This is a genomic window from Citrobacter sp. Cb023 (assembly GCF_030336805.1).
Classification (GTDB): domain Bacteria; phylum Pseudomonadota; class Gammaproteobacteria; order Enterobacterales; family Enterobacteriaceae; genus Citrobacter; species Citrobacter braakii.
Map to the genome: position 1 here is coordinate 358,234 of NZ_JAOWCV010000025.1, position 16,089 is coordinate 374,322.

Sequence of the window (16,089 nt, forward strand, 5' to 3'; positions counted from 1 at the left end):
AATGTGCATCGAGTATACGCAATTACGCTTTTAAAAGAGTGAAGGTTGTTGCGGTTCTTCCGAAGGGTTGGCTTTGTTTGCTCGTAATTTACGCATCAGGCGCTGACGACAAAGCCGTAGCACTTCCTGCTTTTCGGCATCGCTCATCTTTTGCCAGTTAAAACGCTCATCCCGACTGCGAAAACAGCCGCGGCAAAAACCGCGCTCGTCAGACTGACATATTCCACGGCATGGGCTCTGGACGGGGAAAAACTCCAGCTGTTCGGCCACATCCCCTCCTTTCGTAAGATTGATATACCTATTGAAGACGTTAACTGAATTTCTCGCAAGCGCTATTGCATTAGACCGACTGGTCTATTACAATCCTTCCCATGAACAAAATCACTGAACACGATACGCGCGAACATCTGCTGGCGACTGGCGAACTGCTGTGTATGCAGCGCGGCTTCACCGGTATGGGCTTAAGCGAACTACTGAAAACCGCTGAAGTCCCCAAAGGTTCGTTTTATCACTATTTTCGCTCTAAAGAAGCGTTCGGTGTTGCGATGCTGGAACGCCACTATGCGGCCTATCATCAGCGACTGGCTACGCACTTTGATACGGGGGCAGGAAACTATCGCGACCGCATTCTGGCCTACTATCAGGAAACCCTGAACCAGTTTAGCCAGCACGGTATTATCAGCGGTTGTTTAACCGTAAAACTGTCTGCCGAAGTGTGCGATCTGTCAGAAGATATGCGCACGGCGATGGATAAAGGCGCGCGGCACATTATTGCGCTGTTAGCGCAGGCGCTGGAGAAAGGTCAGGCAAATCATTGTCTGTCCTTTGTTGGCGAGCCGTTACAGCAGGCGCAGGTATTGTATGCGCTGTGGCTGGGCGCCAACCTGCAGGCCAAGATTTCTCGTAGCGCCACCCCGCTGGAAAATGCGCTGGCGCACGTTAAAACCATCATTACTACGCCTGCCGTTTAACAGGCGTTTTTATTTCTTTTATTACTAGACGACCGGTCTATTCAGGAGTGCCATATGTCATCTGAAAAACTTTTTTCCCCACTGAAAGTGGGTTCTATTACGGCAGCCAACCGCGTATTCATGGCGCCACTGACGCGTCTGCGCAGCATTGAGCCTGGCGACATCCCTACTCCGCTGATGGCCGAGTATTACCGTCAACGCGCCAGCGCGGGTCTTATCATCAGTGAAGCTACACAGATTTCCGCTCAGGCGAAAGGCTATGCGGGGGCACCCGGCTTACACAGCGAAGCGCAAATTGCCGCATGGAAAAAAATCACCGCTGCCGTACATGCGGAGCAAGGTCATATTGCGGTCCAGTTGTGGCATACCGGGCGCATCTCTCACGCCAGTCTGCAGCCCAACGGTCAGGCACCGGTCGCACCTTCGGCGATTAGCGCCGGTACCCGGACCTCGCTGCGTGATGAAAATGGTCTGGCAACGCGTGCGGATACCTCAATGCCGCGTGCGCTGGAAACGGAAGAAATTCCCGGCATCGTTAATGACTTCCGTCAGGCGATTGCCAACGCGCGCGAAGCGGGTTTCGACATGGTTGAACTGCACTCCGCTCACGGCTATCTGCTGCACCAGTTCCTGTCGCCAACGTCTAACCAGCGTACCGATCAGTACGGCGGCAGCGTCGAAAATCGTGCACGTCTGGTGCTGGAAGTTGTCGATGCCGGTATTAAAGAATGGGGTGCCGATCGCATTGGTATTCGCGTATCTCCGATTGGCTCATTCCAGAACGTTGACAACGGCCCGAACGAAGAAGCCGATGCGCTGTATCTGATTGAACAACTGGGCAAGCGTGGAATCGCTTACCTGCATATGTCTGAGCCGGACTGGGCTGGCGGCGAGCCGTATTCCGATGCGTTTCGCGAAAAAGTTCGTGCGCGTTTCCACGGTCCGATCATTGGTGCGGGTGCCTACACACCTGAAAAAGCAGAAGCACTGATCGAGAAAGGCCTGATCGACGCCGTTGCTTTTGGTCGCGCCTATATCGCTAACCCGGATCTGGTTGCGCGTCTGCAGCGTAAAGCGGAGCTGAATCCGCAACGTGCCGAAAGCTTCTACGGCGGCGGCGCGGAAGGTTACACCGATTATCCTACCCTCTAACGTCACAAACTCCGTTCTGCCATTGATAGCGGCGTAACAACGCCGCTATACTAAAACAACATTTTGAATGTATTAGCCATTTTCGAAGGGGAAAAAGATGCGTTTACTTCATACCATGCTGCGCGTGGGTGACCTGCAGCGTTCCATCGAGTTTTATACCAACGTGCTGGGCATGAAGCTGCTGCGTACCAGCGAAAACCCTGAATACAAATACTCCCTGGCCTTTGTCGGCTACGGCCCTGAAACCAGCGAAGCCGTGATCGAACTGACCTATAACTGGGGTGTCGACAAGTATGAGCTGGGCACTGCCTACGGCCATATCGCCCTGAGCGTAGACAACGCAGCCGAAGCCTGTGAACGTATTCGTCAGAATGGCGGTAACGTCACGCGTGAAGCCGGTCCGGTAAAAGGCGGCACCACCGTAATCGCATTCGTTGAAGATCCAGACGGTTACAAAATTGAACTGATCGAAGAGAAAGACGCCGGGCGCGGCCTGGGCGACTAACCTCCCCACGGGCGCAGATCGTCTGTGCCCGTAGTTTTATACTCATCATTTTGCCATAATACGCGCTGCAATTTTCCCGTATTAAGAGACCCAGATGTCCGATAACGCTCAACTTTCCGGTCTGTGTGACCGTTTTCGTGGTTTTTATCCTGTTGTCATTGATGTCGAAACCGCAGGGTTCAATGCCAAAACCGATGCGCTGCTTGAGATCGCAGCCATCACACTGAAAATGGATGAACAAGGCTGGCTGATGCCGGACACGACGTTACATTTCCACGTAGAGCCATTTGAAGGCGCGAATTTGCAGCCGGAAGCCCTCGCCTTTAACGGAATTGACCCTAACAATCCGCTACGCGGAGCGGTCAGCGAATATGACGCTCTGCATGCCATCTTCAAAATGGTGCGTAAAGGCATTAAAGACAGCGGCTGCAATAGGGCGATCATGGTGGCGCATAACGCTACGTTCGACCACAGTTTTATGATGGCCGCAGCAGAACGCGCCTCGCTCAAACGTAATCCATTTCATCCGTTTGTCACCTTTGATACTGCGGCCTTAAGCGGCCTGTCTCTGGGGCAAACTGTGTTATCGAAAGCGTGCCTGGCGGCGGGAATGGAATTTGACGGGACTCAGGCGCACTCGGCGCTGTATGACACCGAACGGACGGCCGTGCTGTTTTGCGAAATTGTTAACCGCTGGAAACGTCTCGGCGGCTGGCCTCTTCCCGTGCCTGAAGAGGCATAACGGACCGATAAAAAAAGCGACCATCACGAGGTCGCTTTTTATTTACGCTGATATTATTCAGCGTCCGGCTCTTCGGTTTTGTATTTCGCCGCTGTTTCTTTAATCAGCTGCTGCAACTCACCGCGCTGGTACATTTCGATCAAAATGTCACAGCCGCCAACCAGCTCGCCATCAACCCACAGCTGCGGGAAGGTTGGCCAGTTTGCGTATTTCGGCAGCTCGGCGCGAATATCCGGGTTCTGCAGAATATCAACATAAGCAAAGCGTTCACCACAGGCGGACAGCGCCTGCACAGCCTGAGCGGAGAAACCGCAGCTTGGCAGTTTAGGGGAACCTTTCATGTACAGGAGAATCGGGTTTTCAGCGATCTGGCGCTGGATTTTTTCGATAGTGGTGCTCATTATCTTGCTTCCTTAAACTTCTTTTACGGCAGTAGTCTGACATTGTAGCGGGTCAGACAGGCAACGGAAAATAACATTTTCATTACGCGTTATTATTTTATCCCCTGACGCCAAAAGTTGCATTCACAATCTCACTTATCCCTTTAAAGCCTGTGGATTTGATTATTCGTTCACCAACGCCAACTTTAATTGCTGATTTTTTTTGCGGTCGGTTACGAAACGTAGTTTTAAACAAAAAAGCTATTAACTTTCCCTCTTTCTATAGATTAGAATCATCAAGTTTTGAAAATCACACGCAGGCATGATAGACCTGCCTTACCAGAGGATTGCTCAGTGGCGCGGATAAACCGAATCTCGATCACGCTCTGTGCTTTACTTTTTACTACACTGCCCTTTACGCCCATGGCTCATGCTTCCAAGCAGGCCAGGACGACACCTACCCATTCTCACACCATCAAAACGGTAGATAAAAAGAAAAGCGCAACAACCAGCCAAAAAATAACAAAAACCAGCAAGAAAACGGCGACAAAAACCACCAGCAAAACCAGCACCAAAACCGCTTCCTCTTCTAAACATCGCACTGCCGCTCCGGCAAAGTCGACTAAAACGGCAAACCGTCGTGGTAAAAACACCGCAGCACAAACCGCTGCCGTTACCTGGACTGAAAAATGCACGCCGCGCAAAGGCCATAAGCCGCGCTGTGTAAAAGTGAAAACCACCGCACCAACGACGCTGGCTGACGCGCATAAAGTGAAAGTGCAGAAAGCCACTAAAACCGCCATGTCCACGCTGATGAATCAAATCGGCAAGCCTTATCGCTGGGGCGGCACCTCACCAAGAACCGGGTTTGACTGCAGCGGTCTGGTCTATTACGCCTATAAAGATCTGGTGAAATTCCGCATTCCACGTACAGCGAACGAAATGTATCATCTGCGCGATGCTGCGCCGATTGAACGTGGCGAACTGAAAAATGGCGATCTGGTATTTTTCCGTACCCAGGGGCGTGGAACTGCCGATCACGTTGGCGTTTATGTTGGCAACGGTAAGTTTATTCAGTCACCGCGCAGCGGCCAGGAAATTCAAATCACCTCTCTGAGTGAAGATTACTGGCAGCGCCACTATGTGGGCGCTCGTCGGGTAATGACGCCAAAAACAATTCGTTAAAAACTTACCCTACAGTACCTGCTGTAGGGTAAGTTCTTCTTTTGCATAACCTTTCAATTTGCTACCCTATCCTTACTCACAATGAGGCTATTGTGTGTACTCAATACAAATAATAAGGAGAGAAGCAATGTCGTTTGAATTACCTGCATTACCGTATGCCAAAGATGCTCTGGCACCGCACATTTCTGCCGAAACGCTGGAATATCACTATGGCAAACACCATCAAACTTACGTGACTAATCTGAACAACCTGATTAAAGGCACGGCGTTTGAAGGCAAATCACTGGAAGAGATCGTACGTAGCTCTGAAGGCGGTGTATTCAATAACGCAGCACAGGTATGGAACCACACGTTCTACTGGAACTGCCTGGCACCGAACGCAGGTGGCGAACCTACCGGTAAACTGGCCGAAGCAATTGCCGCCTCCTTTGGCAGCTTTGCGGATTTCAAAGCGCAGTTCACCGATGCCGCTATTAAAAACTTCGGTTCTGGCTGGACCTGGCTGGTAAAAGGAACAGATGGCAAACTGGCTATCGTTTCCACCTCCAATGCAGGTACACCGCTGACCACCGACGCGACGCCGCTGATGACCGTTGACGTATGGGAACACGCCTACTACATCGATTATCGCAATGCCCGTCCTGGCTACCTGGAAAACTTCTGGGCGCTGGTGAACTGGGAATTTGTTGCGAAGAACTTCGCAGCATAAAAAAGATGACGCAGAAGGAGAACCCTTCTGCGTTTTAGCATTAATTCGCGGTAGTGAAAGCCTCTTCAGGCTGTTTGCGCGCCGAGATAAAGACCAGCAGCAGCGCAAGCCCCGCCACAATTGCCCCCATCACCGGAACAAAGCTGTAGCCCAACCCACCGGAAATCACCGCCCCACCGGCTGCGGCACCCAGAGCATTCCCCAGATTAAAGGCGCCAATGTTGACTGACGATGATAATCCAGGCGCTTCGCTGGCAACGCGCATCACGCGCATCTGCAACGGCGGAACGACCGCAAACGTCGCTGCCCCCCAGACCACCATACTAACTGCCGCACCCAGCTCATTACGCGCCAGGAAAGGAATGGCCAGCATAATAACCATCAGCAGCAGTAAAAAGCCTTTCAGCGTACCGTTGACGGAACGGTCAGCCAGTTTGCCACCAAGATAGTTACCGATAGAGAAGCCAACGCCAATCAGCACCAGCATACCGGTCACAAACGCCGGTGTGGCATGGGTGATTGTATGTAACACTGGTGAGATATAGGTATAAAGCGTGAACATCGCCCCGGCTCCCAGAACGGTCGTCAGCAGCGCCGACAGCACCTGCGGACGCATAAGTACCGCCAGTTCGCTACGGACGTCCGGGCGCTCTCCCGCCCCACCTTTGGGTAAAGAGAAGAACAGGCTGACCATGGCGATGACGCCCAGACCCGCCGTTGCCATAAACGACATACGCCAACCGATGGTTTCACCAAGCCAGGTCGCCGCAGGAACGCCGCCAATATTGGCAATGGTCAGCCCCATAAACATAGTTGCCACGGCGCTGGCCTGCTTATGTTTGGGTACTACGCTTGCAGCGACAACGGAGCCAAGACCAAAAAATGCCCCATGGTTCAGACTGGTCAAAATACGCGATAACATCAGGGTGGTGTAATCCGGCGAGATAGCCGAAAGCACGTTGCCCAGCGTGAAAATCGCCATCAGGAATATCAACGCATTACGTCGCGCACGATGAGACAGCAGTAATGTCATCAGCGGAGCACCCACCATCACCCCAACCGCATACGCGCTGATTAACATTCCGGCCGCGGGAATCGAGACATCCACACCTTTGGCAATGACGGGCAATAATCCCATTGGCGAAAATTCAGTGGTGCCAATGCCAAACGCGCCGATCGCCAGCGCCAGTAAAGGATAATTGAGTTTCATATTTCGACTCCGTAACGTCGAGCCGGGGCGCGACATAAAATAAGAGTCAAAAGCATGACATTGATCGCAAAATTAATAAAGTTAACAAAATTGCAAAAGACTTTTGCTTATTCGCAAACAATCGACGGGAAAGGCAAGCGGAAAGGATGAGGGAGAGCGAACTCCCTCGGGGGAAATCAATGCAGCGCTGCGGTCAGGCCACCCGCGACGATCAAACCCAGAACAATAATGGTAGTCACTAACGAAAATTTCAGATCGGTGCTCATCAAGTTTTCTCCTTTTTATTCCCACACAAAAAGTGATATTGCGCATTTTTACACACTTGAAAGCAAAAATCTCTCACGATTTATATTGATAACTGCTTTTAACTCTTCCCCTTTTCGTTAAGATCAGACAAAATTCCACGCTTACTTGATTAGCGTACCGGCCATTGACCCCTTCCTGACGTTCCGTGTCGTTTTCCCGGCGTGCCGCAACCCTTACGTTGCGCTAAGGGTGTGTTAAGGCAAACGTTTACCTGGAGTATTCTCAGGAGCTTAGGATATGGTCTGGAGTGAGATGTAATGGCAACAATTAAAGATGTAGCGAAGCGAGCAAACGTTTCCACTACAACCGTATCACACGTAATTAACAAGACGCGCTTTGTCGCGGAAGAAACGCGTAATGCTGTCTGGGCGGCGATCAAAGAGCTGCACTATTCTCCGAGCGCCGTGGCGCGCAGCCTGAAGGTGAATCACACCAAGTCTATTGGCTTGCTGGCCACCAGCAGCGAAGCGGCCTATTTCGCTGAAATTATCGAAGCCGTTGAGAAAAACTGTTTCCAGAAAGGCTATACCCTGATTCTGGGTAACGCATGGAACAGCCTCGAAAAACAGCAGGCTTATCTGTCGATGATGGCGCAAAAGCGCGTTGATGGTCTGCTGGTGATGTGTTCTGAGTATCCGGAGTCGCTGCTTTCGATGCTCGAAGAGTACCGCCATATTCCGATGGTCGTCATGGACTGGGGCGAAGCTAAAGCCGACTTTACCGATACGGTCATTGATAACGCCTTCGAAGGCGGTTACATGGCGGGTCGGTATCTGGTAGAACGCGGTCATCGTGAGATTGGCGTGATCCCAGGCCCAATGGAGCGTAATACCGGAGCCGGGCGTCTGGCAGGCTTTATGAAAGCGATGGAAGAAGCGCTGATTAAAGTTCCTGAAAACTGGATTGTGCAGGGCGATTTTGAGCCTGAATCCGGCTATCGCGCCATGCAGCAAATTCTGTCACAGTCGCATCGTCCGACCGCCGTCTTCTGCGGTGGCGATATTATGGCGATGGGTGCGCTGTGCGCCGCTGACGAGATGGGACTGCGCGTACCGCAGGATGTTTCGCTCATCGGTTACGACAACGTGCGCAATGCCCGCTTCTTCACGCCGGCTCTGACGACCATTCACCAGCCTAAAGATTCACTGGGGGAAACGGCCTTCAACATGCTGTTAGACCGTATTGTGAATAAACGTGAAGAGTCGCAGTCTATCGAGGTTCATCCGCGCCTGGTAGAACGCCGCTCCGTTGCCGACGGCCCGTTCCGCGATTACCGTCGTTAAGACTGTTGTGCGGGAGCCTCATCGGGCTCCCGCAGCCATTCCTTATTCAGCGTTTCACTATCCCCTAAATAGTCCAGCAGCCAGCTCAATGCCGGCGACGTATCGTTCTGTTGCCATGTCAGGCAGCATGCGGCATCAGGAAATGGATTCTCCAGCTGTAGCGCGACCCATTTGCCGCTATCGATCCACGGTTTGGCAAAATGCGTCGGTACCATGCCCACGCACAAACCTGCCGATAAACAGGTCGCAGAAGATTCCCAGTCAGGCACCACAACGCGCTTTTGGTTATCCAGCAGCCAGGTAATACGCTTGGGAAGCGTACGCGACGTGTCTTCACGCACCAGCGACGGCCAGTTGCGCAACGTGTCGTCGCTTAGCGGTCCGGGCATTGACGCCAACGGATGATGGCTTGCCACCACGCAGCTCCAGCTCAGCATTCCCATGTCGCGGAAGGTATAGCGCCCCCCTACCGGAATCGCTTGCGTGGCGCCGATTGCCAGCTCAACGCGCCCATCGGACAGCGCATCCCAGACACCGTTAAACACCTCCTGGAAAACCAGCAGCTCCACATCATCAAAATGACGATAGAAATCCACGATCATCTGTCGGGTACGATCCGGGCGGACAATGTTATCTACCGCGATCGCCAACTGCCCGCGCCAGCCGTTGGCAATTTGCTGACATTGCTGGCGGGTGATCTGCATTTTTTTGATAACAGAGCGGCCTTCCTTGAGAAACCATGCACCGGCAGGCGTCAATTCCACGTCCCGATGGCGTCGCTCAAAAAGCGGCACCGCCAGCCACTCTTCCAGTTGACGCACGGTGTAGCTTACCGCCGAGGGTACGCGGTGCAACTCCTGCGCGGCCGAACTAAAGCTACCATTACGCGCAACCGCATCCACAACTTCAAGTGAATATTCCGACCACATATTCTGCCTACAAAAAATTTGAAATCAGTAAGCAAATATTAGCGTTTCACAGCAAGAATTACACTCACTACACTCAGCGGCATTGTTCTACTGCTAAAAAAAGAGAAATGATGATGCAACCTGGGAAAGGATTTTTAGTCTGGCTGGCGGGTCTTAGCGTACTCGGCTTTCTGGCAACGGATATGTATCTGCCCGCCTTTGCCGCAATTCAGTCCGATCTGCAGACGCCTGCATCTGCCGTCAGCGCCAGCCTTAGCTTATTCTTAGCGGGTTTTGCCGTCGCGCAACTTCTGTGGGGGCCGCTCTCTGACCATTATGGTCGCAAGCCTGTTTTGCTGCTGGGTTTATCCATCTTCGCACTGGGCAGTTTGGGCATGCTGTGGGTTGAAAATGCCACCGGTCTGCTGGTACTGCGCTTTGTTCAGGCCGTTGGCGTTTGTGCGGCATCGGTTATCTGGCAGGCGCTGGTCACCGATTATTATCCTTCACAAAAAGTAAACCGCATCTTTGCCACCATTATGCCATTGGTCGGGTTATCCCCGGCATTAGCGCCGTTATTAGGCAGTTGGATCCTGGTACATTTTTCCTGGCAGGCCATTTTCGCCACCCTGTTTGCCATTACTCTAATCCTGATGCTTCCGGCTCTGCGCTTAAAACCAACAGCTAAAGCACGCGACGACAGCCAGGATAAACTGACTTTCGCTACCCTGTTGCGCTCAAAAGTTTACCGCGGAAACGTGCTGATTTATGCCGCCTGCTCCGCGAGCTTCTTCGCGTGGCTGACGGGTTCCCCGTTCATCCTCAGCGAAATGGGCTACAGTCCGGCGGTGATTGGCCTGAGCTATGTTCCACAAACCATCGCTTTCTTAATTGGTGGTTACGGCTGCCGCGCTGCGCTGCAAAAATGGCAGGGCCGTCAGTTGCTGCCCTGGTTACTCATTCTGTATGCCTTTAGCGTAGTGGCCACCTGGGCAACCGGCTTTATTCACCATGTTGCGCTGGCTGAAATCCTCATCCCATTCTGCGTTATGGCGATTGCCAATGGAGCAATCTACCCAATTGTTGTGGCTCAGGCGTTACGTCCTTTCCCACAAGCTACGGGACGCGCAGCGGCATTGCAGAACACACTGCAACTGGGTTTATGCTTCCTGGCAAGCCTTGTGGTTTCCTGGTTGATCGCCACCCCGCTGCTCACCACCACCAGCGTGATGCTGACAACGGTGCTGCTGGCGGCCGCGGGTTACAAAATGCAGTCGCAGAAGGCTAACGCCCCGCACACAGATGATCGGGCGCAAATTGCCCACGGTGAGTCTCACTAGTAATCATCCTTGATAATTAATTAGCCTGCTAATATTTATTGGTTGAATCATCAAAAATTCAGGCCTATACTGATTTCCGGTTGTTAAAAAAACGATAATTGTTATGTGTTAACGGGGACAAGAACGTTCCCGTTTTCCCATGGATGGTCTTTTCGGCAAGGGTTCCTCCCTTCCTCTGTTCTACGTCGGATTATAGATTCGCGGATTAATTCCGTGAGAGTTCTCACAAAGCCCAAAAAAGCGTCTACGCTATTTTAAGGTTCTGATCACCGACCAGTGATGGAGAAGCTATGAGTTCATCGTGTATAGAAGACGTCAGCGTACCGGATGATGACTGGTACCGCATCACCAATGAATTATTAAGCCGTGCAGGTATTACCATTAATGGTCCGGCACCGGCAGATATTCGCGTAACGAACCCCGATTTTTTCAAACGCGTACTGCAGGAAGGATCGTTAGGGTTGGGCGAAAGTTATATGGATGGCTGGTGGGAATGCGACCGGCTGGACATGTTTTTTTGTAAAGTCCTGCGCGCCGGTCTTGAAAATCAACTCCCCCGCCACTTTAAAGATACGCTCCGTATCGCCACGGCTCGCCTGTTCAATTTACAGACCAAAAAACGTGCGTGGGTCGTCGGCAAAGAACACTACGATTTGGGCAACGATCTCTTTACCCGCATGCTGGACCCTTATATGCAGTATTCCTGCGCCTACTGGAAAGATGCCGATACCCTGGAATCTGCCCAACAGGCGAAGCTAAAAATGATTGCCGAAAAACTGCAGTTGAAGCCAGGCATGCGGGTGCTCGATATTGGCTGCGGCTGGGGCGGCTTATCCCAGTTTATGGCGTCACAATATGGCGTTAGCGTGGTGGGCGTGACCGTTTCGGCAGAACAGCAGAAAATGGCGCAGGCGCGTTGTGCGGGGCTGGATGTCACAATTTTGCTGCAGGATTATCGCGACCTTAACGACAAATTTGATCGCATTGTCTCCGTCGGCATGTTTGAGCATGTGGGGCCGAAGAACTACGCGACTTATTTTGAGGTGGTTGATCGTAATTTAAAACCCGACGGTCTCTTTTTGCTGCATAGCATCGGCTCCAAAAAGACCGACAATAACGTTGATCCGTGGATCAATAAATATATCTTCCCGAACGGCTGTTTACCGTCAGTTCGCCAGATTGCCAACGCCAGCGAGCCGCATTTTGTGATGGAAGACTGGCATAATTTTGGCGCGGATTACGATACAACGTTGATGGCCTGGCACGAGCGTTTCATGAGATCCTGGCCTGAAATCGCCGATAACTATACCGAACGCTTTAAACGGATGTTCAGCTATTACCTGAACGCCTGCGCCGGTGCGTTTCGTGCTCGCGACATCCAGCTGTGGCAGGTGGTTTTTTCCCGCGGCGTTGAACACGGCCTGCGCGTTCCCCGCTAATCGTTATCACCCCCGTGCCAACGGGGGGTTTTACCTTCAGGCTTAGGCTCCCGCCTCACCCGTTACGTTACTGATGGCGCTTTCACGCGCCGCCAGTACGCGCTCAACGGTATCAACCACCGCCTGGGTTTGAGGATCGATTTCGATATTGACCCGCGCGCCTAACTTTTTCTTACCCAGCGTCGTACGTTCCAGCGTTTCCGGGATCAAATGCACACAGAAACGCGTCGGTGTCACCTCACCGACCGTCAGACTGATGCCATCAATTCCGATAAATCCTTTGTACAAGATGTATTTCATCAGCGACGGATCCTGAACTTTAAACCACACCTGGCGGTTGTTCTCCGAGGTCAGAATTTTCGACACTTCGGCGGTCGTCATAATATGGCCCGACATTAAATGTCCGCCAATTTCATCACTGAATTTTGCCGCACGCTCAACGTTGACCAAATCCCCAACCTTCAGGTCACCCAGATTGGTGATACGCAGCGTTTCTTTCATCAGATCAAAGCTTATCTGGTTACCGTTGATTTCGGTTACCGTCAGGCAGCACCCATTGTGGGCAACCGATGCGCCGGTCTCCAGCGCATCCAACATATATTCAGGTAACTCCACAACATGCGTACGAAAATTTGGTTTTTCATCAATGGACACCAATTTCGCGGTGCCCTGCACAATACCCGTAAACATACTTCTAACTCCTGAACTGAATTAAGACATCTCTGCACAGCACAATAGCAGGTGGAAATTCAGGTTGCCAGCAATGCGCCGCTACTGCCTGTTTTTTCACTGGAGAATTACGTATTCCTCGCTACAATAGACTGAAATTTCCCCTGCTTTTTCTCCTTGCTGCCATATAAGGCGGCTTTTTTAGTCTCTCAAATAACAACAATATAGTGGTGTACACGTGCAAAAGTATGTAAGTGAAGCGCGTCAGTTATTAGCTCTGGCAATTCCGGTGATTCTTGCGCAAATCGCTCAAACCGCAATGGGATTCGTTGATACCGTCATGGCGGGCGGATACAGCGCCACGGACATGGCGGCCGTCGCCATTGGCACATCTATCTGGTTGCCGGCCATTCTGTTTGGTCACGGACTGCTGCTGGCCTTGACACCAGTGATTGCGCAACTCAATGGTTCCGGGCGCCGCGATCGCATTGCCCATCAAATACGCCAGGGTTTCTGGCTGGCGGGCAGCGTCTCCATTCTGATTATGATCGTGCTCTGGAACGCGGGATACATTATTCGCTCCATGCATAACATCGACCCGGCGCTGGCGGATAAAGCCGTCGGCTACCTCCGTGCGTTGCTGTGGGGCGCGCCGGGGTATTTGTTCTTCCAGGTAGCCCGTAACCAGTGTGAAGGTCTGGCCAAAACCAAACCGGCGATGGTGATGGGATTTCTCGGCCTGCTGGTGAACATTCCTGTTAACTATGTTTTCATTTATGGGCATTTTGGCATGCCGGAACTTGGCGGCGTGGGCTGCGGCGTGGCAACGGCGGCGGTTTACTGGGTGATGTTTATCGCCATGCTGTCATACGTTAAACGCGCACGCTCGATGCGTGATATCCGTAATGAGCGTGGTTTCCAGAAACCGGACACCGCCGTAATGAAGCGCCTGGTACAGCTGGGTTTACCTATCGCGCTGGCGTTATTTTTCGAAGTGACGCTGTTTGCTGTGGTGGCGCTGCTGGTTTCCCCGCTGGGGATTGTCGACGTGGCCGGACACCAGATCGCGCTCAACTTCAGCTCGTTAATGTTCGTCCTGCCGATGTCTCTGGCTGCAGCCGTCACCATTCGAGTCGGTTATCGTCTGGGCCAGGGTTCCACGCTGGATGCGCAAACCGCAGCCAGAACAGGTCTGGGCGTCGGCGTCTGCATGGCGGTTGTGACGGCGATTTTCACCGTGACATTCCGTGAGCACATTGCCCTGCTCTACAACAATAACCCGGAAGTTGTCGCTCTGGCAGCACAGCTCATGTTACTGGCCGCGGTGTATCAAATATCGGACTCTATCCAGGTTATTGGCAGCGGTATCCTACGTGGTTATAAAGATACGCGTTCCATTTTCTTTATTACCTTTACGGCATACTGGGTACTGGGTCTGCCGAGCGGTTATATTCTGGCGCTGACCGATCTGGTGGTTGACCGGATGGGACCGGCAGGATTCTGGATGGGCTTTATTATCGGCCTGACCTCTGCGGCAGTGTTGATGATGCTGCGGATGCGTTTTCTGCAGCGCCAGCCGTCAGCGGTTATTTTACAACGCGCCGCACGATAATCCCCAAATAGCCGCCATCTGGCGGCTTTTTTATATCCTCAAAACGGGCTGGCGTTTTGGGGCGTCATCCATTCCTGACTGACCGGATGCCTGAAATGCAGTTCACTGGCATGCAGCATCAGTCTCGACGTCCGTTCGGTGCCTGGCAGCAGACGCCCACCATATAAATCGCACCCCAAAATGGGATGCCCCAACTGCTGACAGTGGATCCGCAACTGGTGGGTACGCCCGGTTTCAGGTATCAGCCGTACCCGCGTCAAAGCGAGTAACTCCCCATCTTGCTGGCGATGATGAAAACGTTCAATAACCTGATAGCGCGAGCGCGCGGGTTTACCGTTAATGGCGCAAATCGACATCAGTGGAAACAGCGCCGGGTCTTTGGCAATCGCTGCGTCTATAACGCCTTCATCGTTTTTCAGATGCCCGCATAACAACGCACTATACACCTTGCTTACCGCGCGCTGACTGAACTGCTGGCAAAGCGCGGCGTTGATAGCCTTGTTACGGGCAATCACCATCAGCCCTGACGTCCCAAAATCAAGCCGATGTACCAGCGTACAGCCGGGGTAAATCTGTACCAGCCGGTGATGTACCGAATCGAAATTCTGCGGGTTTTTCCCCGACAAGCTAAGCAGTCCGGTGGGTTTATTGATAAGCACCAGATGCTCGTCCTGATAGAGGATCGCTATCTCCTCATGACAAGGCGGGGCAATAAAGGTATCGAGGATCGTAGACATGAGCGGCCAGGATGAAGTGTGGAAACGGATGATAGCGAATTTTTACCACGCAGGCGAATCAGGGCGCTTAACCAATGACAATCATTGCATGATAGAGTGTGGGATATCCTGAGTGCGATGAGAGGGTTACATCGTGCAACAAATCGATTTCTACATGGTAGATGCCTTTACCACTACGACGTTTGGCGGTAATGCCGCAGCAGTATGCCCGCTCGATGACTGGTTGCCCGATGAAATATTATTAAAAATGTCGCAGCAGCATAACCAGTCGGAAACCGCTTTTTTTGTCGCTAGTGAGAATGGCTTCGAGCTGCGTTGGTTTACCACGCAAGGCGAAATTAATCTGTGTGGGCACGCCACGCTTGCCGCCGCACATGTCATCTTTGAACATCTGGATTTCCCGGAAGCGACCATCCATTTTGCCACCCGTTTTGTGGGTCCACTGACGGTCACGCGCAGCGGTGATTGGCTGACGCTTGATTTTCCTGCCTGGCAAAGCGAACCTGCCGAACCGCCCGCCTTACTGCTGGAAACATTGGGCATCACCGAATATAAAGAAGTGCGCGTCGCGCGCGATTACATGGTCGTGATGGAGAATCAACAGCAGGTTGAGGCTGTGCGCCCGAATATCCACGCCATGATTCCCCTAGGGAAAATGGTATGTATCACCGCGCCGGGTGACGGAGAATACGATTTCGTCAGCCGTTTCTTCTGCCCGGGTGAAGCGGTCGCGGAAGACCCGGTCACCGGTTCGACGCATAGCATGCTGATTCCTTACTGGGCTGCAAAACTGAATAAAACGCAGATGCTGGCGCGCCAGGTCTCTGAACGCGGCGGCGATTTACGCTGCCAGCTGACAGGAACGCGTGTTTATATTGGTGGACAAGCAGTAACTTATCTGACGGGTAAAGTGCTGTTACGCTAGCAGCCTTACCCGAATT

Annotated in this window: 18 protein-coding genes; 11 read left to right on the forward strand and 7 right to left on the reverse strand. The window is 52.3% G+C overall.

Annotation, left to right across the window (positions count from 1 at the left end; genetic code table 11):
- Nucleotides 1–30 precede the first annotated feature (30 nt).
- The gene (locus OGW44_RS03020) at nt 31–270 is read right to left on the reverse strand and encodes a DUF1289 domain-containing protein (protein WP_016156428.1); all 240 of its coding nucleotides are present in this window, start codon (nt 268–270) and stop codon (nt 31–33) included.
- A gap of 101 nt (nt 271–371) precedes the next feature.
- Between OGW44_RS03020 and OGW44_RS03025 the strand changes: the two genes are divergently transcribed.
- The 4 genes from OGW44_RS03025 to rnt all read left to right on the forward strand — a co-directional run bounded on the left by OGW44_RS03025 (nt 372) and on the right by rnt (nt 3,370).
- Complete coding sequence (locus OGW44_RS03025) at nt 372–971, forward strand: TetR/AcrR family transcriptional regulator (protein WP_016152991.1); 600 nt, start codon at nt 372–374, stop codon at nt 969–971.
- A 54-nt stretch (nt 972–1,025) separates the two neighbouring features.
- Nucleotides 1,026–2,123 carry an alkene reductase gene (locus tag OGW44_RS03030; protein WP_185654590.1) on the forward strand — a complete coding sequence of 366 codons (1,098 nt, stop codon included), beginning with the start codon at nt 1,026–1,028 and terminating at the stop codon, nt 2,121–2,123.
- 97 nt (nt 2,124–2,220) lie between these two features.
- Nucleotides 2,221–2,628, forward strand: a complete 408-nt coding sequence (gene gloA, locus OGW44_RS03035; RefSeq protein WP_003029198.1) for a lactoylglutathione lyase — start codon at nt 2,221–2,223, stop codon at nt 2,626–2,628.
- A gap of 94 nt (nt 2,629–2,722) precedes the next feature.
- The gene (rnt, locus tag OGW44_RS03040; RefSeq protein ID WP_016152990.1) at nt 2,723–3,370 is read left to right on the forward strand and encodes a ribonuclease T; all 648 of its coding nucleotides are present in this window, start codon (nt 2,723–2,725) and stop codon (nt 3,368–3,370) included.
- Between the two features lie 53 nt (nt 3,371–3,423).
- Here the strand turns inward: rnt and grxD are convergent, their stop codons facing one another.
- On the reverse strand, nt 3,424–3,771 hold the full coding sequence (gene grxD / locus OGW44_RS03045) for a monothiol glutaredoxin 4 (RefSeq protein WP_003832760.1): 348 nt from the start codon (nt 3,769–3,771) through the stop codon (nt 3,424–3,426).
- 333 nt (nt 3,772–4,104) lie between these two features.
- On the opposite strand from grxD, the gene OGW44_RS03050 reads away from it, so the two are divergent.
- Together OGW44_RS03050 and sodB are read left to right on the forward strand one after the other, a co-directional pair.
- On the forward strand, nt 4,105–4,935 hold the full coding sequence (locus OGW44_RS03050) for a C40 family peptidase (protein ID WP_101700692.1): 831 nt from the start codon (nt 4,105–4,107) through the stop codon (nt 4,933–4,935).
- Nucleotides 4,936–5,062: 127 nt separating this feature from the next.
- Entirely contained in the window at nt 5,063–5,644 is a 582-nt protein-coding gene (sodB, locus tag OGW44_RS03055; RefSeq protein ID WP_016152988.1) for a superoxide dismutase [Fe], read from the forward strand.
- Between the two features lie 40 nt (nt 5,645–5,684).
- Here the strand turns inward: sodB and OGW44_RS03060 are convergent, their stop codons facing one another.
- Together OGW44_RS03060 and cydH are read right to left on the reverse strand one after the other, a co-directional pair.
- Nucleotides 5,685–6,854: an MFS transporter gene (locus OGW44_RS03060; RefSeq protein WP_046276347.1), complete on the reverse strand. Its 1,170-nt coding sequence runs from the start codon at nt 6,852–6,854 to the stop codon at nt 5,685–5,687.
- Nucleotides 6,855–7,030: 176 nt separating this feature from the next.
- Nucleotides 7,031–7,120 carry a cytochrome bd-I accessory subunit CydH gene (gene cydH, locus OGW44_RS03065; protein ID WP_003029209.1) on the reverse strand — a complete coding sequence of 30 codons (90 nt, stop codon included), beginning with the start codon at nt 7,118–7,120 and terminating at the stop codon, nt 7,031–7,033.
- Between the two features lie 297 nt (nt 7,121–7,417).
- Here cydH and purR point away from each other — a divergent pair, with 297 nt between their 5' ends.
- Nucleotides 7,418–8,443 (forward strand): HTH-type transcriptional repressor PurR, encoded by a 1,026-nt coding sequence (gene purR, locus OGW44_RS03070; RefSeq protein WP_003832757.1) that lies wholly within the window; start codon nt 7,418–7,420, stop codon nt 8,441–8,443.
- Here purR and punR read toward each other — a convergent pair.
- Complete coding sequence (gene punR / locus OGW44_RS03075; RefSeq protein WP_019076726.1) at nt 8,440–9,372, reverse strand: DNA-binding transcriptional activator PunR; 933 nt, start codon at nt 9,370–9,372, stop codon at nt 8,440–8,442. The genes purR and punR overlap by 4 nt on opposite strands.
- 113 nt (nt 9,373–9,485) lie before the next feature.
- Between punR and punC the strand changes: the two genes are divergently transcribed.
- Nucleotides 9,486–10,691 (forward strand): purine nucleoside transporter PunC, encoded by a 1,206-nt coding sequence (punC, locus tag OGW44_RS03080; RefSeq protein ID WP_016156423.1) that lies wholly within the window; start codon nt 9,486–9,488, stop codon nt 10,689–10,691.
- A gap of 290 nt (nt 10,692–10,981) precedes the next feature.
- A complete protein-coding gene (gene cfa / locus OGW44_RS03085) occupies nt 10,982–12,130 on the forward strand; it encodes a cyclopropane fatty acyl phospholipid synthase (protein ID WP_016152983.1) in 1,149 nt (382 codons plus the stop codon).
- A gap of 42 nt (nt 12,131–12,172) precedes the next feature.
- Here cfa and OGW44_RS03090 read toward each other — a convergent pair whose 3' ends face one another.
- The gene (locus OGW44_RS03090) at nt 12,173–12,820 is read right to left on the reverse strand and encodes a riboflavin synthase (RefSeq protein WP_016152982.1); all 648 of its coding nucleotides are present in this window, start codon (nt 12,818–12,820) and stop codon (nt 12,173–12,175) included.
- A 217-nt stretch (nt 12,821–13,037) separates the two neighbouring features.
- On the opposite strand from OGW44_RS03090, the gene mdtK reads away from it, so the two are divergent.
- The gene (mdtK, locus tag OGW44_RS03095; protein ID WP_016152981.1) at nt 13,038–14,411 is read left to right on the forward strand and encodes a multidrug efflux MATE transporter MdtK; all 1,374 of its coding nucleotides are present in this window, start codon (nt 13,038–13,040) and stop codon (nt 14,409–14,411) included.
- Between the two features lie 38 nt (nt 14,412–14,449).
- Here the strand turns inward: mdtK and OGW44_RS03100 are convergent, their stop codons facing one another.
- Nucleotides 14,450–15,148: an RluA family pseudouridine synthase gene (locus OGW44_RS03100; RefSeq protein WP_185654589.1), complete on the reverse strand. Its 699-nt coding sequence runs from the start codon at nt 15,146–15,148 to the stop codon at nt 14,450–14,452.
- A 133-nt stretch (nt 15,149–15,281) separates the two neighbouring features.
- On the opposite strand from OGW44_RS03100, the gene OGW44_RS03105 reads away from it, so the two are divergent.
- Complete coding sequence (locus OGW44_RS03105; protein ID WP_046276349.1) at nt 15,282–16,073, forward strand: PhzF family phenazine biosynthesis protein; 792 nt, start codon at nt 15,282–15,284, stop codon at nt 16,071–16,073.
- Nucleotides 16,074–16,089: the final 16 nt, after the last annotated feature.

Excerpts from the sequence above, each read along its gene's own strand:
- OGW44_RS03025 (WP_016152991.1), top strand. The coding sequence starts at position 372 with ATGAACAAAATCACTGAACACGATACGCGCGAACATCTGCTGGCGACT.
- OGW44_RS03030 (WP_185654590.1), top strand. The coding sequence starts at position 1,026 with ATGTCATCTGAAAAACTTTTTTCCCCACTGAAAGTGGGTTCTATTACG.
- gloA (WP_003029198.1), top strand. The coding sequence starts at position 2,221 with ATGCGTTTACTTCATACCATGCTGCGCGTGGGTGACCTGCAGCGTTCC.
- rnt (WP_016152990.1), top strand. The coding sequence starts at position 2,723 with ATGTCCGATAACGCTCAACTTTCCGGTCTGTGTGACCGTTTTCGTGGT.
- grxD (WP_003832760.1), bottom strand. The coding sequence starts at position 3,771 with ATGAGCACCACTATCGAAAAAATCCAGCGCCAGATCGCTGAAAACCCG.
- sodB (WP_016152988.1), top strand. The coding sequence starts at position 5,063 with ATGTCGTTTGAATTACCTGCATTACCGTATGCCAAAGATGCTCTGGCA.
- OGW44_RS03060 (WP_046276347.1), bottom strand. The coding sequence starts at position 6,854 with ATGAAACTCAATTATCCTTTACTGGCGCTGGCGATCGGCGCGTTTGGC.
- cydH (WP_003029209.1), bottom strand. The coding sequence starts at position 7,120 with ATGAGCACCGATCTGAAATTTTCGTTAGTGACTACCATTATTGTTCTG.
- purR (WP_003832757.1), top strand. The coding sequence starts at position 7,418 with ATGGCAACAATTAAAGATGTAGCGAAGCGAGCAAACGTTTCCACTACA.
- punR (WP_019076726.1), bottom strand. The coding sequence starts at position 9,372 with ATGTGGTCGGAATATTCACTTGAAGTTGTGGATGCGGTTGCGCGTAAT.
- punC (WP_016156423.1), top strand. The coding sequence starts at position 9,486 with ATGCAACCTGGGAAAGGATTTTTAGTCTGGCTGGCGGGTCTTAGCGTA.
- cfa (WP_016152983.1), top strand. The coding sequence starts at position 10,982 with ATGAGTTCATCGTGTATAGAAGACGTCAGCGTACCGGATGATGACTGG.
- OGW44_RS03090 (WP_016152982.1), bottom strand. The coding sequence starts at position 12,820 with ATGTTTACGGGTATTGTGCAGGGCACCGCGAAATTGGTGTCCATTGAT.
- OGW44_RS03100 (WP_185654589.1), bottom strand. The coding sequence starts at position 15,148 with ATGTCTACGATCCTCGATACCTTTATTGCCCCGCCTTGTCATGAGGAG.